Source organism: Streptomyces sp. NPDC086989, from assembly GCF_044745505.1.
GTDB lineage: Bacteria > Actinomycetota > Actinomycetes > Streptomycetales > Streptomycetaceae > Streptomyces.
The window spans coordinates 263,585-278,390 of sequence record NZ_JBIVAL010000010.1 but is presented as its reverse complement, the minus strand read 5'-3'; the positions used below and the strand labels follow the sequence as shown (position 1 = coordinate 278,390).

Here is a 14,806-nt window from a genome sequence, read left to right as displayed (position 1 = left end):
ACCGGTGGCACTGACAAAGCGGCGGGCCGACGGGGTGTGTCCCCGTCGGCCCGCCGCTGATGCCCGATCAGGCGTCGACCTTCTCCATGACCTCGTCGGAGACGTCGAAGTTGGCGAAGACGTTCTGCACGTCGTCGCTGTCCTCCAGCGCGTCGATCAGCTTGAAGATCTTGCGCGCGCCGTCCTCGTCCAGCTCGACCTGCATGGTGGGGACGAAGCTGGAGTCGGCCGAGTCGTAGTCGATGCCGGCCTCCTGGAGCGCGGTGCGGACCGCGACGAGGTCGGTGGCCTCGCTGATGATCTCCCAGGTGTCGCCGTTGTCGTTGACCTCTTCGGCGCCGGCCTCGAGGACCGCGCCGAGGACGTCGTCCTCGGACAGCTCCGCCTTGGGCAGCAGGATGACGCCCTTGCGGTTGAACAGGTACGAGACCGAGCCCGGGTCGGCCATCGAGCCGCCGTTGCGGGTCATGGCGACGCGGACGTCGGAGGCGGCGCGGTTGCGGTTGTCGGTGAGGCACTCGATGAGCACCGCGACGCCGTTCGGGCCGTAGCCTTCGTACATGATCGTCTCGTAGTCGGCGCCGCCGGCCTCGAGGCCGCCGCCGCGCTTGACCGCGGAGTCGATGTTCTTGTTCGGGACCGACTGCTTCTTGGCCTTCTGAACGGCGTCGAAGAGCGTCGGGTTGCCGTCGATGTCGGCGCCGCCCATACGCGCCGCGACCTCGATGTTCTTGATCAGCTTCGCGAAGAGCTTGCCGCGCTTGGCATCGATCACGGCCTTCTTGTGCTTCGTCGTAGCCCATTTAGAGTGGCCGGACATCCGCCTGTCTCCTTCGCGTCACCAACAGTGTTCCTCTCAGATCCTACCGGGACCTGATTACAGCCCCGCGCGCACCATGTCGACGAAGTACGCGTGGACGCGGTCGTCGCCGGTCAGCTCGGGGTGGAACGAGGTGGCGAGGACGTTGCCCTGGCGGACGGCGACCGTGTGGCCGTCGTACGAGGCGAGCACCTCGGCCGAGGCGCCGACCGACTCGACCCACGGGGCGCGGATGAAGACGCCCTCGACCGGGCCGCCGTCTATGCCGGCGAAGTCGATCTTCGCTTCGAAGGACTCGTTCTGGCGGCCGAAGGCGTTGCGGCGGACGATCATGTCGATGCCGCCGAGCGTCTCCTGGTCGTCACGGCCGTCGAGCAGCTTGTCGGCGAGCATGATCATGCCGGCGCAGGTGCCGTAGACGGGCATGCCGGCCTTCACGCGCTCGCGCAGCGGCTCCAGCATGCCGAACAGCACGGCGAGCTTCGACATGGTCGTGGACTCGCCGCCGGGGATCACCAGGGCGTCGACCTCGGCGAGCTCCTCGGGGCGCCGGACCGGCCTGGCCACGGCGTCCGCCGCGGCCAGGGCGATCAGGTGCTCCCGTACGTCGCCCTGGAGGGCCAGGACACCGATCACTGGGGTGGTCATGAGTGCTTACCAGCCGCGGTTGGCGTAGCGCTCGGCCTCGGGCAGGGTGTCGCAGTTGATGCCGACCATGGCCTCGCCCAGGTTGCGGGAGGCGTCCGCGATGACCTTCGGGTCGTCGTAGAAGGTGGTGGCCTTCACGATGGCGGCGGCGCGCTTGGCCGGGTCGCCCGACTTGAAGATGCCGGAGCCGACGAAGACGCCCTCGGCGCCGAGCTGGCGCATCAGCGCGGCGTCGGCCGGGGTGGCGACGCCACCGGCGGAGAACAGCACGACCGGGAGCTTGCCGAGCTCGGCGACCTCCTTGACGAGCTCGTACGGGGCGCGCAGCTCCTTGGCGGCGGCGAACAGCTCGTTGTTGTCGTAGCCGCGCAGGCGGGCGATCTCGTTCTTGATCTGGCGCAGGTGGCGAACGGCCTCGACGACGTTGCCGGTGCCGGCCTCGCCCTTGGAGCGGATCATGGCCGCGCCCTCGGCGATGCGGCGCAGGGCCTCGCCCAGGTTGGTGGCACCGCAGACGAAGGGGGTGGTGAACGCCCACTTGTCGGAGTGGTTGACCTCGTCGGCCGGGGTCAGGACCTCGGACTCGTCGATGTAGTCGACGCCGAGGGACTGCAGGACCTGGGCCTCGACGAAGTGGCCGATGCGGGACTTGGCCATGACCGGGATGGAGACGGCGCCGATGATCTCTTCGATCATGTTCGGGTCCGACATGCGCGCGACGCCGCCGTCCTTGCGGATGTCGGCGGGAACCCGCTCCAGGGCCATGACGGCCACGGCGCCGGCGTCCTCGGCGATCTTGGCCTGCTCGGCGTTGACCACGTCCATGATCACACCGCCCTTGAGCTGCTCGGCCATGCCGCGCTTGACGCGGGAGGTGCCGATCGCGGACTCGGTGGCCTGCGGGGTGGAGGGAAGCGTGCTCACGGATTGACCTCACTCGAAGGGAAGACGGGTGCTGCGGTGGTACTCCGCCGAGGAAACCGTCCCGGACCAGTCCACCGCAAGGGCCAATGAGGAGCCGGTGGCTCCTTCCGAATTGGCCATTGGGTACAACTAAGGGCTGGCCCGCAATCCCCGGCGGGCGCGCGACGCCGGCTACGGCACCTCGCCGCGTTGTCGGAACGCCCGGATACGCCCAGTATGCGGACGCCCCTCCGCCTTGCGACGCACCGCATCCGACGCCGCGCGCTGATCCACCGGGGATCACGGGACAGCCCTCAGGGCCGGTCGGCAAGATCCACTGGAGGCTCGTCGTCCATTTCGAAGGCGAGCGGGAACGGGGCGTGGCCGGCCAGCCGGAACCAGCGGACCTTGCGGTGCCGCCGCAGCGCGCGGGCGGCCCGGACGGCGTCGTTGAGGAACCGCCGCGCCATGGGCACCCGGCGGACGGCCGCGGCCAGCTCCTCGGCGGCCGCCTCGCCGCCGGGCGCGGCCTTGAGCGCCTCCACCTGGGCGGCGTCGGAGAACACCGCGCGCAGCGCCTGGCTGAGCTCGCTCTCGGCGACCTCGCGGTGCTCCTCCTCGGCCTGGCGGGCGCCGTGGGCGGCCTCGTACAGGACGATCGAGGAGGCGGGGTCGAGCACTCCGGAGGTGGCCACTTCGAGCACCACCGAGGCGCGCCGGACGAGCTGCGCGTCGAGGGCGGCGCGGGCGGCGTCCATCCGCGAGTGCAGCCGGTCCAGCCGTCCGGCGGTCCAGCTGAGGTAGACCCCGATGACGCCGAGCGCCAGGGCGGTCCAGACAAGGGTTTCGATCACGGCCCGCGACTCTACCCGCGAATCCCCGGCCGCCGGGGCGCGGGGAGGAGCCCCGCCCTCGGGACGCGCCCGGGGCCGGGTGAGGCGCCGGTTGGCGTGACGCGGTCCCCCGGCCGGGGTGAGGCGCCGGGGGCCCGGGAGGCCGTGTCAGGCCGATGGGTTCCGGTGAGATGCCGCGGGCCCGGGCGGCCGTGTGAGGGCGACGGGTCCCGGGTCAGGCGCCGAGCCCAGGGGCCGTGTCAGGCCGACGGGTCCCTGGTGAGGCCCAGGCGGGTCCGCAGGCTGACCCGTTCGTCCGTCGCCACCGCCGCCGCGCCGTCCGTCACCGTCTCGTAGACCGCCAGGATGTCCGCCCCGACCGTGGACCAGTCGAAGCGGCGTACGTGGGCGGAGCCGCGGATGCCGAGTTCCTCGCGCCGCCGCGGATCGCGCAGCAGGGCCACCGCGCCCGCGGCCAGCGCGTCCGCGTCCTCGTTGGCGAACAGCTCGCCCGCCGCGCCCTGGTCCAGGACCTGCGCGAACGCGTCCAGGTCGGAGGCCAGTACCGCCGCTCCCGCCGAGAGCGCCTCGACGAGGATGATGCCGAAGCTCTCGCCGCCCGTGTTGGGGGCCACGTACACGTCGACGCTGCGCAGCAGCCGCGCCTTGTCCTCGTCGGAGACCATGCCGAGGAACTCGACCCGGGCGCGCAGGCCGGCGGGCAGGGAGGCCACGGCCTCCTCCTCGTCGCCGCGGCCGGCCACGAGGAGCCGTACGTCCGGGCAGGCTTCCACGATCTTGGGGAAGGCCGCCATCAGCACGGGCAGACCCTTGCGGGGCTCGTCGATCCGGCCGATGAAGCCGAGGGTCTGCCCGGACCATGCGGGGTTCGGCTCGGCCTTGGCGAAGAAGTCGACGTCGACGCCGTTGGGGATGACCACGGCGTCCCCGCCGAGGTGCTCCACGAGCGTGCGGCGCGCGTACTCGCTCACCGCGATCCGCGCGCTGATCTTCTCCAGGGCCGGCTGGAGGATCGGGTACGCGGCGATCATGGCCCGCGAGCGGGGGTTCGAGGTGTGGAAGGTGGCCACGATCGGTCCCTGGGCCGCCCAGCAGGACAGCAGCCCCAGCGAGGGCGAGGCCGGCTCGTGGATGTGGATCACGTCGAAGACGCCGTCGTGCAGCCAGCGCCGCACCCGGGCCGCCGACAGGAAGCCGAAGTTCAGCCGGGCCACCGACCCGTTGTACGGCACCGGCACCGCCCGCCCCGCCGAGACCACGTACGGCGGCAGCGGCGTCTCGTCGTCCGCCGGGGCCAGCACCGACACCTCGTGGCCGAGGCGGATCAGGTGCTCCGCGAGGTCCCGGATGTGGAACTGGACGCCGCCCGGCACGTCCCAGGAGTAGGGGCAGACAATGCCGATCTTCACGCGGAGCGCTCCTCCAGGTCGTCCAGCCACAGCCGCTGCAGCATGTGCCAGTCCTCCGGGTGCTCGGCGATCCCCTGGGCGAAGGCGTCGGCCATCGCCTGGGTCATGGCGGCGGTCTTCTCGGTGCGGGTACCGGTCCGCGGGACCGGGACCTCGGGGTGGATCCGCCCGTGCAGCTGCGGGCTCTCGCCGTAGTACAGGGTGACCGGCAGCAGCGCCGCGCCCGTCTGCTGGGCCAGCAGCGCCGGTCCGGCCGGCATGCGCGCCGCCGAGCCGAAGAAGTCCACCCGGACCCCGGACGCCGACAGGTCGCGGTCGGCGACCAGGCAGATCAGCCCGCCGGAGCGGAGCCGGCGGGCGAGGGTCCCGAAGGAGGAGGGGCCGTTGTGCGGCAGCACCTCCATGCCCAGGCTCTCCCGGTAGGCGACGAAGCGGTCGTACAGGGACTCCGGCTTGAGCCGCTCCGCGACGGTGGTGAACGGAAGGCCGAGGTGCCCGGTGACCCAGGCGCCGGCGAGGTCCCAGTTGGCCAGGTGCGGCAGTGCGACGATCACACCGCGCCCGGAGGCCACGGCCTCGCGCAGGATGTGGTCGTCCTTGATCTCGACGTCCGTGCCGAAGCGCACCGGGTCCATCGCCGGCAGCCGGAAGGACTCCATCCAGTAGCGCATGTACGAGCGCATGCCGGCCTTGGAGAGCTCCCGCAGCCGCTCCGGTCCGGCGTCCGGGACGACGCGGGCCAGGTTGGCCTCCAGCCGCAGCACGCTCTTGCCGCGCTTCTTCCACGTGTAGTCCGCTATCCGGCGCCCCAGGGCCACCGCGGCGGGCTCGGGGAGCTTCTTCACCCCGGCCCAGCCGAGCCCGTACAGGCCGTCGACGAGCCTGTCCTGTGCCGCGCCCATCAGCCCGCGCCGCCCTCGGCCACGGCGGCCGCCGCGTCGGCCTCGGCAGCCTCACGGCGCACGGTGACCACCCGCTGGATCAGCGTGACCAGCGAGCCCACCGCGACGATCCACAGCGCGACCGGCAGCAGCACCCCGATCCACGAGGGCACCCCGAAGATCACCAGCCCGGAGAGGCCGGCCGCCACCAGCGAGATCACCAGCCGCTCGGCACGCTCGATGAGCCCGTTCACGGCGACCGGCAGCCCGATCGACTCGCCGCGGGCCTTGGTGTACGAGACCACCTGGCCGCTGGCCAGGCAGAAGATCGCCACGGCGCACAGCACGTTGTCGTTCCCGTTGCCCGCGTACCAGAGCGCGAGACCCCCGAAGATCGCCGCGTCGGCCACCCGGTCGAGCGTGGAGTCGAGGAAGGCGCCCCAGCGGCTGGAGACGCCCGCCTGCCGGGCCATGTTCCCGTCCACCAGGTCGGAGAAGACGAACAGGGTGATCGTGATGGTGCCCCAGAAGAACTCACCCCGGGGGAAGAAGACCAGCGCTCCCGCCACCACTCCGGCCGTGCCGATCAGGGTGACCGCGTCCGGGCTCACCCCCCGCCGGAGGAGAAAAGCGGCGAATGGCGTGAGAACACGCGTGAAGAATGCACGCGCGTACTTGTTCAGCATGGCCTTCCCGGAGGGTCGCTGTGCCGCACGGCCCCAACGGCCACCGGCTGGCCCATCGTAGCCAGGGCCCCGGGCCCGCCATGCCGCGCACCCACCGGTTCGCGCCAGTCGGCCGCCGGTCCATGCCCGTGTCACGCTCCGGACGGCGCCGGGTACTACGTATGGACGCAGTGTGACGCCGGTGCAAAGCTCGAAGGACCCCGATCAACCTCCTCACCGTCACACCGGGAGGCACGAGCGCCATGGGAGCCACATCACACCAAGCCGGAGCCGCCGGCAGGGCACCGACGGTCGACCGGCCGTCGTCCGTACGGAACGTCGTGCTGGTCGGCCACACCGGAGCCGGCAAGACCACCCTGGTCGAGGCCCTCGCCCTGACGGCCGGCGCCGTCAACCGGGCGGGCCGGGTCGAGGACGGCACCGCCGTCTCGGACTACGACGACATCGAACACCGGCAGCAGCGGTCCGTACAGCTGTCCCTCGTCCCCGTCGAATGGGGCGGGATCAAGATCAACCTCCTGGACACCCCGGGATACGCCGACTTCGTCGGCGAGCTCAGGGCCGGCCTGCGCGCCGCGGACGCGGCCCTCTTCGTCGTCTCCTCCTCCGACGGCATCGACGGCGCCACCCGCATGGTCTGGGACGAATGCGCGGCCGTCGGCATGCCCCGCGCCATCGTCATCACCCATCTGGAGGCAGCCCGCGCCGACTACGCGCAGATGACGACCGTGTGCGGAGAGTTCTTCGGGGCCGAGGACCCGGACGCCGTCATCCCCCTCTACCTGCCGCTGTACGGGCCCCGCGGCCAGGACGGGCACGCCCCCGTCGCCGGGCTCCTCGGCCTGCTCTCCCGGCGCGTGTACGACTACACCTCCGGGGAGCGCGTGGAGCGCGACCCCGAGCCCGACGAGCTCGCCCTCATCTCCGACGCCCGCTCCCGCCTCATCGAGGGGATCATCGCGGAGAGCGAGGACGAGAGCCTCATGGACCGCTACCTCGGCGGCGAGGACATCGACGTCAAGACCCTCGTCGACGACCTGGAGCGCGCCGTGGCCCGCGGCACCTTCCACCCCGTCCTGATGGCCGCCCCCGCCGCCGACGGAGCCCGCCAGGGCCTGGGCACCGTCGAGCTCCTGGAACTGGTCACGGGCGGTTTCCCCACTCCCCTGGAGCGCGCCGCCGTCCCCGTCACCGCCCCGGACGGCGCGGACCGCCCGGCCGTCACCTGCGACCCCGACGGGCCGCTCGTCGCCGAGGTCGTCAAGACCTCCTCCGACCCGTACGTCGGCCGGGTCTCCCTCGTCCGCGTGTTCTCCGGCACCCTGCGCCCGGAGGAGACCGTGCACGTCAGCGGCCACGGACTGGCCGACCGCGGGCACGAGGACCACGACGTCGACGAACGGATCGGCGCCCTCACCTCCCCCTTCGGCAAACAGCAGCGCACCCTCACCCAGGTCATCGCCGGCGACCTCGCCTGCGTGGCCAAGCTCACCCGCGCCGAGACCGGCGACACCCTCTCGGCCAAGGACCGGCCCCTGCTCATGGAACCCTGGCCGATGCCCGACCCGCTGCTCCCCCTCGCCATCGAGGCCCACAGCAAGGCCGACGAGGACAAGCTCTCCCAGGGCCTGGCCCGGCTCGTCGCCGAGGACCCCACGATGCGGCTGGAGCAGAACCCGCACACCCACCAGGTCGTCCTGTGGTGCCTCGGCGAGGCCCACCAGGACGTCGCCCTCGAACGGCTGCGCACCCGCTACGGGGTCCAGGTCGACCCCGTCCCGCACAAGGTGAGCCTGCGCGAGACCTTCGGCTCCGCCGCCGCCGGCCGCGGCCGCCACGTCAAACAGTCCGGCGGCCACGGCCAGTTCGCGATCTGCGAGATCGAGGTCGAACCGCTCCCGCCCGGCAGCGGCATCGAGTTCGTCGACAAGGTCGTCGGCGGCGCCGTGCCCCGCCAGTTCATCCCGTCCGTCGAGAAGGGCGTACGGGCCCAGGCCGCCCGCGGGGTCGCGGCCGGATATCCGCTGGTCGACGTGCGCATCACCCTCGTCGACGGCAAGGCGCACTCGGTGGACTCCTCCGACGCCGCCTTCCAGACCGCAGGCGCGCTCGCCCTGCGCGAAGCCGCCGCCGACGCCCGCATTCACCTCCTCGAACCGGTCGCCGAGCTCGCCGTCCTCGTCCCCGACGAGTACGTCGGCCCCGTCATGAGCGATCTCGCGGGCCGCCGCGGCCGCGTCGTCGGCACCGAACAGGCGGGCCCCGGCCGCACACAGATCCGCGCCGAGATCCCCGAGATCGAGATCGGCCGGTACGCCGTCGAACTGCGCTCGGTCTCGCACGGCACGGGCCGGTTCACCCGCGCCTACGCCCGCCACGAACCCATGCCGCCCCAGATCGCCGAAAAGGTGCGGGAACAGGCCGGGAAGGGAACCTGATTGACACAGCGCCAGGAGCCGCCCACCCAAGCCGCTTGCGGTGGGCGGCATTTCCCTGTCCCATGACCATGGGAAGAGATACGCCGATAGGCTCATCTGCGCGGCAAACGAGCACGACGCACAGCGATGGGGGCAACGGTGGCGGACGACGGATTCGACTTCAGGCCCGGGGCACAGGTTCCCCTCCAGGGGGCGGGCGGGCAGACCGCGGCGACCAACGCCCTCGCCTCGGCCGCGTACCGGGACGGCGGCAGCGACACCAAGCTGTCGGAGATCCTCAAGGCGGACAACGAGTACCACAAGTCGACGGTCAAGCCCCCGAAGATCTCGTTGTTCGAGCCCAACCTGGGTGAGGCGTTCTGCCGGGCCGTCGAGGCCCGCACGCTCGGCGCCGGCCGCAAACCGCTCATCCAGTCCTTCGGCCTCGATCCGCAGACCGTCGTGGAGCACTGCCTGGCCGCGTCCCGCATCCGCAAGGAGCGCGACCGCAAGCTCCGCCTGATCATGCTCGTCGCCGGCGTGCTCTTCCTGCCGGGCCTACTGCTGTGGCTGGGGTTGTTCCAGCTCCGCAAGACGCTGGCCAAGGGCGACGGCAAGCGCTCGTCCTGGCTGGGCACCCTGCTCCTGGTCGGCGTCGCCGTCGTCGCGGCGGTCCTCATGTTCCGGCTGCCGTTCACCGGCTTCCTCGGCCTCTACCTGCGCGGCATGATCATCGTCCCGGCCGTGGGCTGGCTCGTCGCCCGCCGGATCTGCGAGGCCACCGCCGAAGACATGCGCTCCCGGTGGGACGGACTGCTGGCGGGCAGCGGCATCGGCGCCAAGATCCCCGAGGCGGTGCCCGGCAACCCCGATGAGAAGGCCCGGGAGGACCTGCGGCACTCGCTCGCCAAACTGACGGCCGAGGACCGCAGCAACGCCGTCTTCTACGCCGGGCCCAAGGGCATCCTCGGCATGGGCACCCGCTGGGGCAGCTGGCAGATGGCCGAGGAGCTCGCGCCCAGGACCGAGGGCATGGAGATCCACCCGTTCCGCAGCTGGGACGTGATCCGGGCCATCGACACCGAACTGCGCAAGCTGGAGCGCGGCCCGCTGCACACCGGCGGCCTGCCACCCGCCTCGATCCAGCACTGGATCGTCACACCGGTCGGCGAAGGCGCCGCGGAGGTGGCCCGCCCGACCGGCGCGGACGTGGACACCTTCCTCGTCAAGCCGCACGAGATCACCCGGATCTGCAACGAGCAGCAGTTCAGCGGCGGCAACCGGCACTACCTCGGCATCCAGTACCCGCTCTGGGACGGCCAGTTGGTGATCACCATGCTGGTGACGGTGACCGTGCTCTACAAGACGCTGCGCGTCGAGGTGACCGGCCACGCGCTCGGACCGGTGCACGGCCTGTTCACCAGCAAGTCGGTGGCCCCCAAGGTCGAGGTGCCGAAGTCCATCCGGTTCTGGGAGACCGTCGAGCGGCCCCTGCCGCTGGTGGACGCCCAGGAAGTGGTCCGTCTCTCCGTACGGGCCCCGCTGACCTGGTTCCCGCCGATCCTCGACTTCTTCGGCGGCAAGCTGATCCTGCCCGAGCCCTTCGGTCTGCGTCACGTCTGGGCGGGCCAGCCCTGGCGCCACCGCTTCATGGCCGACGACGCCATGCGCGCCGCGACCCCGGTCCTGCGGGCGGTGCACGCGGCGGCACTGCGGGTCCTGGAGGAGAACGGCGCCGACACCGAACGCTTCAACAACCGCTCGTCGATCGTCAGCGGGCTCGTCCAGGACGCCGCCCCGCGCAAGGCGGACGTGTACGACGCCTAGCTGGCGGCTCGCGGCCGGCGGCTCCCGGGCCGGTGCGCGGCCCGGGAGTCCTGCGCCTGCTAGTCGGTGGGCCAGGCGTCCGCGAGCATCTGGCGGGTGTCCGCGAGCAGTTGGGGCAGCACCTTCGTGTGGCCGACGACCGGCATGAAGTTCGTGTCCCCGCCCCAGCGGGGCACGATGTGCTGGTGCAGGTGTGCCGCGATACCGGCCCCGGCGGCCGCGCCCTGGTTCATGCCGATGTTGAACCCGTGCGCCCCGGACGCCTTGCGCAGCGCGATCATGGCCCGCTTCGTGAGGTCGGCCAGCTCGGCCGTCTCGGCCTCGTCGAGGTCCGTGTAGTCGGCGACGTGCCGGTACGGGACCACCATCAGGTGGCCGCCGTTGTACGGGTACAGGTTCAGCACGGCGTACACGTGCCGGCCCCGGGCCACGACCAGGCCGTCCTGGTCGGACATCTCCGGGATCCCGCAGAAGGGACAGCCGTCCCCGGCCTCCGGACCGGTCGGCTTGTTCTCCCCCTGGATGTACGCCATCCGGTGGGGCGTCCACAGACGCTGGAACGCGTCCTGCGTGCCCACACCGATCTGCTGCTCCGGCTCAGTCGTCATGGGATGCAGCATATGACCTTGCCCCCGGAGGGCGTGTCGCCGGGGCGAAGACCGGCACCCCGGCCGCGATGCTGGGCCCATGCACGGTGAAGCCGAGACCCCCGACGTCGCCTGGGAGCGCCGTACCGAGATCCCGCTCTTCTACCTCTCGCTCGTCTTCCTCGCCGGGTACGCGGTCCGCGTGCTCGCCCACGCCCACTCCCTCTGGCGCGACATCGCCGCGATCACCGTCGTGCTGACCTGGCTCTGCTTCATCGTGGACTACGTGGTGCGCCTCGTGCTGAGCCGCCAGCGGCCGCTGCGGTTCATCCGCCGCCACTGGCTGGACACCGTGATCGTCCTCCTGCCGACGCTGCGGGCGCTGCGCATGGTCAAGGTCCACGACGCGGTCATGGCCAGGAGACGGGACCGCCCGCGCCGCGGCCTGTACCCGCGCGTGATCACGTACGCCGGCCTCTCGTCGCTGCTGCTCGGCTTCTCCGGCTCGCTGGGCCTGTACGACTCCGAGCGGCGGGACCCGCAGTCCCCGATCCAGACGTTCGGGGACTCGGTGTGGTGCGTGGTCCAGACGCTGACGACGGTCGGCTACGGCGACGTGGCGCCCGTGACCGCGGTGGGGCGGCTGATCGCGACCACCCTGATGATCTTCGGGCTGGGTCTGCTGGGGGCGGTCACGGGTTCCTTCTCGTCCTGGCTGATCCAGATCTTCCGACGGGACGACGACGAGGGGCCCCCGGGGGACGAAAGTCCCCCGGGGGCCCCTCACTGACCAGGCTGCGCCGGTCAGACCTGGACGCGGTCCTCGACGACCTTGGCCAGCTTGGCCAGGGCCTCGTCCTTGGCGATGCCGTTCTCCTGCGAACCGTCGCGGTAGCGGAAGGAGACGGTGCCCGCGGCCATGTCCTCGTCACCGACGATGATCATGAACGGGACCTTGAGCTTCTGGTGGTTGCGGATCTTCTTCTGCATGCGGTCGGACGAGGCGTCCACCTCGACCCGCAGGCCCTTCTTCTTCGCCGCGGCGGCGAACTCCTGCAGGTACTCGACGTGCCCGTCACCGATCGGGATGCCGACCGCCTGGACGGGGGCCAGCCACGGCGGCATGGCGCCCGCGTAGTGCTCCAGCAGCACGGCGAAGAACCGCTCGATCGAGCCGAACAGGGCGCGGTGGATCATCACCGGGCGCTGGCGGGAGCCGTCGGAGGCGGTGTACTCCAGGTTAAAGCGCTCCGGCAGGTTGAAGTCGAGCTGCACGGTCGACATCTGCCAGGTGCGGCCGATGGCGTCGCGCGCCTGCACGGAGATCTTCGGCCCGTAGAAGGCCGCGCCGCCCGGGTCAGGGGTCAGCGGGAGGCCCTGCTTCTCGGCGACCTGCTGGAGGACCGCGGTGGCCTCCTCCCAGACCTCGTCCGAGCCGACGAACTTCTCCGGGTCCTTGGTGGAGAGCTCCAGGTAGAAGTCGGTCAGGCCGTAGTCGCGCAGCAGGTTCAGCACGAAGGTGAGGGTCCGGTCGAGCTCGTCGGCCATCTGCTCACGGGTGCAGTAGATGTGCGCGTCGTCCTGGGTGAAGCCGCGGGCCCGGGTCAGGCCGTGGACCACGCCCGACTTCTCGTACCGGTACACGGTGCCGAACTCGAACAGGCGCAGCGGGAGCTCACGGTAGGAGCGGCCGCGCGCGTCGAAGATCAGGTTGTGCATCGGGCAGTTCATGGGCTTGAGGTAGTAGTCGGTACCACCGTCGAGCTGCATGGGGGGGTACATGCCCTCCGCGTACCAGTCCAGGTGGCCGCTCTTCTCGAAGAGGGCGCCCTTGGTGGCGTGCGGGGAGTAGACGAACTCGTAGCCCTCCTCCTCGTGCCGGCGGCGCGAGTAGTCCTCCATGGTGCGGCGGATGATGCCGCCGCGCGGGTGGAAGACGGCCAGGCCGGAGCCGATCTCGTCCGGGACGGAGAAGAGGTCCAGCTCGTTGCCGAGCTTGCGGTGGTCGCGCTTCTCGGCCTCGGCGAGGAAGTCGAGGTGGGCCTTCAGCTCGTCCTTCGACGGCCACGCGGTGCCGTAGATGCGCTGGAGCATGGGGTTCTTCTCGCTGCCGCGCCAGTAGGCGGCCGCGTTGCGCATGAGCTTGAAGGCCGGGATGTTCCGGGTGGTGGGCAGGTGGGGACCGCGGCAGAGGTCCTTCCAGCACAGCTCGCCGGTCTTGGCGTCCAGGTTGTCGTAGATGGTCAGCTCGCCGCCGCCCACCTCGACGTTCGCCCCGTCGTCGGTCGACGCGGAACCCTTGATGCCGATGAGCTCCAGCTTGTACGGCTCGTCGGCGAGTTCCTCGCGGGCCGCCTCGTCGGTGACGACGCGGCGGGCGAACCGCTGGCCCCGCTTCTGGATCTCCTGCATCTTCTTCTCGATGGCCTTCAGGTCCTCCGGGGTGAAGGGCCGGGCCACGTCGAAGTCGTAGTAGAAACCGTCCCGGACCGGCGGGCCGATGCCCAGCTTGGCCTCGGGGAAGAGCTCCTGCACGGCCTGCGCCATGACGTGCGCGGTCGAGTGGCGCAGGATGTTCAGGCCGTCCTCGGAGGAGATCTCCACCGGCTCGACGGTCTCGCCGTCCTTCACCTCGTACGCGAGGTCCTTCAGCTCGCCCGCGACGCGCGCGGCGACGATGGTGCGCTCACCGGCGAAGAGCTCGGCCGCCGTAGTGCCCGTGGCCACCACGCGCTCGTCCCGCTCGGAATCGCGTTGGATGATCACACGGACGTCTGACACCGGTCTCTCCTGACACTGGGGGTCCCTCCCAGCGGTGGCTGGCGGAGGGATGCGCGGGCCAATGCCGCGCGCCTGAATCGTACCGAGCCGACCCCCTCCCCCGCGAAACGGTTATGACCGAGCCCTCCCGGCGGCGCCCCGGTCCGATGGGGCCTTCTGTGCTCCTCACGCACGATGAACCTTTACTGAAACGAGAGCATGCGAATCCCGCCAATCAGCCCCGCGTGGCGGCCTGAAGACGCTTGCCCAAAAGTAGACTTCTGGCATAAACCATCCCAGATGTAACGGCGTGAGATTTCAATAAAGATTGACTCAGCGGTGTGCGCATGACGGAATGAGCCCACCGGGACGGCAGCAGCCGCCCGCTCATCACCTGGGGGTCCCATGCGCAAGGCACTCGGCACCGTTCTCGCATCCGTCGCGCTCACCGTCGGCAGCACGGTGGCTCTCGCAGCTCCCGCCTCCGCCGCGGACAACAGCGCGGCCGGTGCCGCGGCCGCCGCCTCCGGAACCGCCATCTGCTACCAGGCGCACGTCCGGAACATCGGCTGGCAGGGGACCGTCTGCAACGGCACGATGGCCGGCACCACCGGCAAGAACCTCGGCATCGAGGCGCTGACCGTCGCCACCGCCGGCACCGGCGGCCTCTGCCTGCAGGCACACGTCCAGAACATCGGCTGGCAGAACAAGGTCTGTGCCGCAGACGGCCAGAACGTGACCGTCGGCACGACGGGCCAGGGCCTGAACATCGAGGCCCTCATCATCAGCACCGGCACCGGTGTCAGCGCCAACGGCCACTTCTCCAACTACGGCTGGACGGGCTGGAGCGGCTACGCCTACGAGGTGGCCATCGGCAGCACCGGGCAGAACCGGGCGATGGAGGCCATCGCCCTCGCGGTCTGATCCGGGAGCCGGTCTGATCCGGGAGCCGGACACCGGGGGGAACTGCTGAGCGGGCGGCGGACGGGGGGTGACCCCGTCCGCCGCCCGTTT

At 71.0% G+C, this 14,806-nt stretch carries 13 protein-coding genes; 4 read left to right on the top strand and 9 right to left on the bottom strand.

What is annotated here, in order from left to right; genetic code table 11:
• Positions 1-67: 67 nt before the first annotated feature.
• From ACIPK4_RS25395 to pgsA, 7 genes are all read right to left on the bottom strand, one after another.
• Positions 68-820 (bottom strand): YebC/PmpR family DNA-binding transcriptional regulator, encoded by a 753-nt coding sequence (locus ACIPK4_RS25395; RefSeq protein WP_054224197.1) that lies wholly within the window; start codon positions 818-820, stop codon positions 68-70.
• A 57-nt stretch (positions 821-877) separates the two neighbouring features.
• Positions 878-1,468, bottom strand: coding sequence for a pyridoxal 5'-phosphate synthase glutaminase subunit PdxT (gene pdxT, locus ACIPK4_RS25390; RefSeq protein WP_054224198.1), 591 nt, complete (start codon positions 1,466-1,468; stop codon positions 878-880).
• A 6-nt stretch (positions 1,469-1,474) separates the two neighbouring features.
• The gene (gene pdxS / locus ACIPK4_RS25385; RefSeq protein WP_054224199.1) at positions 1,475-2,392 is read right to left on the bottom strand and encodes a pyridoxal 5'-phosphate synthase lyase subunit PdxS; all 918 of its coding nucleotides are present in this window, start codon (positions 2,390-2,392) and stop codon (positions 1,475-1,477) included.
• 293 nt (positions 2,393-2,685) lie between these two features.
• Positions 2,686-3,225 carry a hypothetical protein gene (locus ACIPK4_RS25380; protein WP_054224200.1) on the bottom strand — a complete coding sequence of 180 codons (540 nt, stop codon included), beginning with the start codon at positions 3,223-3,225 and terminating at the stop codon, positions 2,686-2,688.
• A 239-nt stretch (positions 3,226-3,464) separates the two neighbouring features.
• The gene (locus tag ACIPK4_RS25375) at positions 3,465-4,634 is read right to left on the bottom strand and encodes a glycosyltransferase family 4 protein (RefSeq protein ID WP_402316152.1); all 1,170 of its coding nucleotides are present in this window, start codon (positions 4,632-4,634) and stop codon (positions 3,465-3,467) included.
• Positions 4,631-5,536 carry a phosphatidylinositol mannoside acyltransferase gene (locus tag ACIPK4_RS25370; RefSeq protein WP_402316149.1) on the bottom strand — a complete coding sequence of 302 codons (906 nt, stop codon included), beginning with the start codon at positions 5,534-5,536 and terminating at the stop codon, positions 4,631-4,633. The genes ACIPK4_RS25375 and ACIPK4_RS25370 overlap by 4 nt, the downstream gene beginning before the upstream one ends.
• Entirely contained in the window at positions 5,536-6,201 is a 666-nt protein-coding gene (gene pgsA, locus ACIPK4_RS25365; RefSeq protein ID WP_402316147.1) for a phosphatidylinositol phosphate synthase, read from the bottom strand. The genes ACIPK4_RS25370 and pgsA overlap by 1 nt, the downstream gene beginning before the upstream one ends.
• 242 nt (positions 6,202-6,443) lie before the next feature.
• Between pgsA and ACIPK4_RS25360 the strand changes: the two genes are divergently transcribed.
• Entirely contained in the window at positions 6,444-8,639 is a 2,196-nt protein-coding gene (locus tag ACIPK4_RS25360; protein ID WP_402316144.1) for an elongation factor G-like protein EF-G2, read from the top strand.
• 138 nt (positions 8,640-8,777) lie between these two features.
• The gene (locus ACIPK4_RS25355; protein ID WP_402316141.1) at positions 8,778-10,445 is read left to right on the top strand and encodes a hypothetical protein; all 1,668 of its coding nucleotides are present in this window, start codon (positions 8,778-8,780) and stop codon (positions 10,443-10,445) included.
• Between the two features lie 59 nt (positions 10,446-10,504).
• On the opposite strand, the gene ACIPK4_RS25350 is transcribed toward ACIPK4_RS25355, so the two are convergent.
• Complete coding sequence (locus ACIPK4_RS25350) at positions 10,505-11,065, bottom strand: HIT domain-containing protein (protein WP_054220657.1); 561 nt, start codon at positions 11,063-11,065, stop codon at positions 10,505-10,507.
• A 67-nt stretch (positions 11,066-11,132) separates the two neighbouring features.
• On the opposite strand from ACIPK4_RS25350, the gene ACIPK4_RS25345 reads away from it, so the two are divergent.
• The gene (locus ACIPK4_RS25345; RefSeq protein WP_402316138.1) at positions 11,133-11,822 is read left to right on the top strand and encodes a potassium channel family protein; all 690 of its coding nucleotides are present in this window, start codon (positions 11,133-11,135) and stop codon (positions 11,820-11,822) included.
• Between the two features lie 14 nt (positions 11,823-11,836).
• On the opposite strand, the gene thrS is transcribed toward ACIPK4_RS25345, so the two are convergent.
• A complete protein-coding gene (gene thrS, locus ACIPK4_RS25340) occupies positions 11,837-13,813 on the bottom strand; it encodes a threonine--tRNA ligase (protein WP_402316135.1) in 1,977 nt (658 codons plus the stop codon).
• Positions 13,814-14,197: 384 nt separating this feature from the next.
• Here thrS and ACIPK4_RS25335 point away from each other — a divergent pair, with 384 nt between their 5' ends.
• Positions 14,198-14,716, top strand: coding sequence for a hypothetical protein (locus ACIPK4_RS25335; RefSeq protein ID WP_402316132.1), 519 nt, complete (start codon positions 14,198-14,200; stop codon positions 14,714-14,716).
• Positions 14,717-14,806 lie beyond the last annotated feature (90 nt).

What these genes read in the sequence shown, in the direction of transcription:
- ACIPK4_RS25395 (WP_054224197.1), bottom strand. Translation starts at nt 820, where the DNA reads ATGTCCGGCCACTCTAAATGGGCTACGACGAAGCACAAGAAGGCCGTG.
- pdxT (WP_054224198.1), bottom strand. Translation starts at nt 1,468, where the DNA reads ATGACCACCCCAGTGATCGGTGTCCTGGCCCTCCAGGGCGACGTACGG.
- ACIPK4_RS25370 (WP_402316149.1), bottom strand. Translation starts at nt 5,536, where the DNA reads ATGGGCGCGGCACAGGACAGGCTCGTCGACGGCCTGTACGGGCTCGGC.
- pgsA (WP_402316147.1), bottom strand. Translation starts at nt 6,201, where the DNA reads ATGCTGAACAAGTACGCGCGTGCATTCTTCACGCGTGTTCTCACGCCA.
- ACIPK4_RS25360 (WP_402316144.1), top strand. Translation starts at nt 6,444, where the DNA reads ATGGGAGCCACATCACACCAAGCCGGAGCCGCCGGCAGGGCACCGACG.
- ACIPK4_RS25350 (WP_054220657.1), bottom strand. Translation starts at nt 11,065, where the DNA reads ATGCTGCATCCCATGACGACTGAGCCGGAGCAGCAGATCGGTGTGGGC.
- ACIPK4_RS25345 (WP_402316138.1), top strand. Translation starts at nt 11,133, where the DNA reads ATGCACGGTGAAGCCGAGACCCCCGACGTCGCCTGGGAGCGCCGTACC.
- ACIPK4_RS25335 (WP_402316132.1), top strand. Translation starts at nt 14,198, where the DNA reads ATGCGCAAGGCACTCGGCACCGTTCTCGCATCCGTCGCGCTCACCGTC.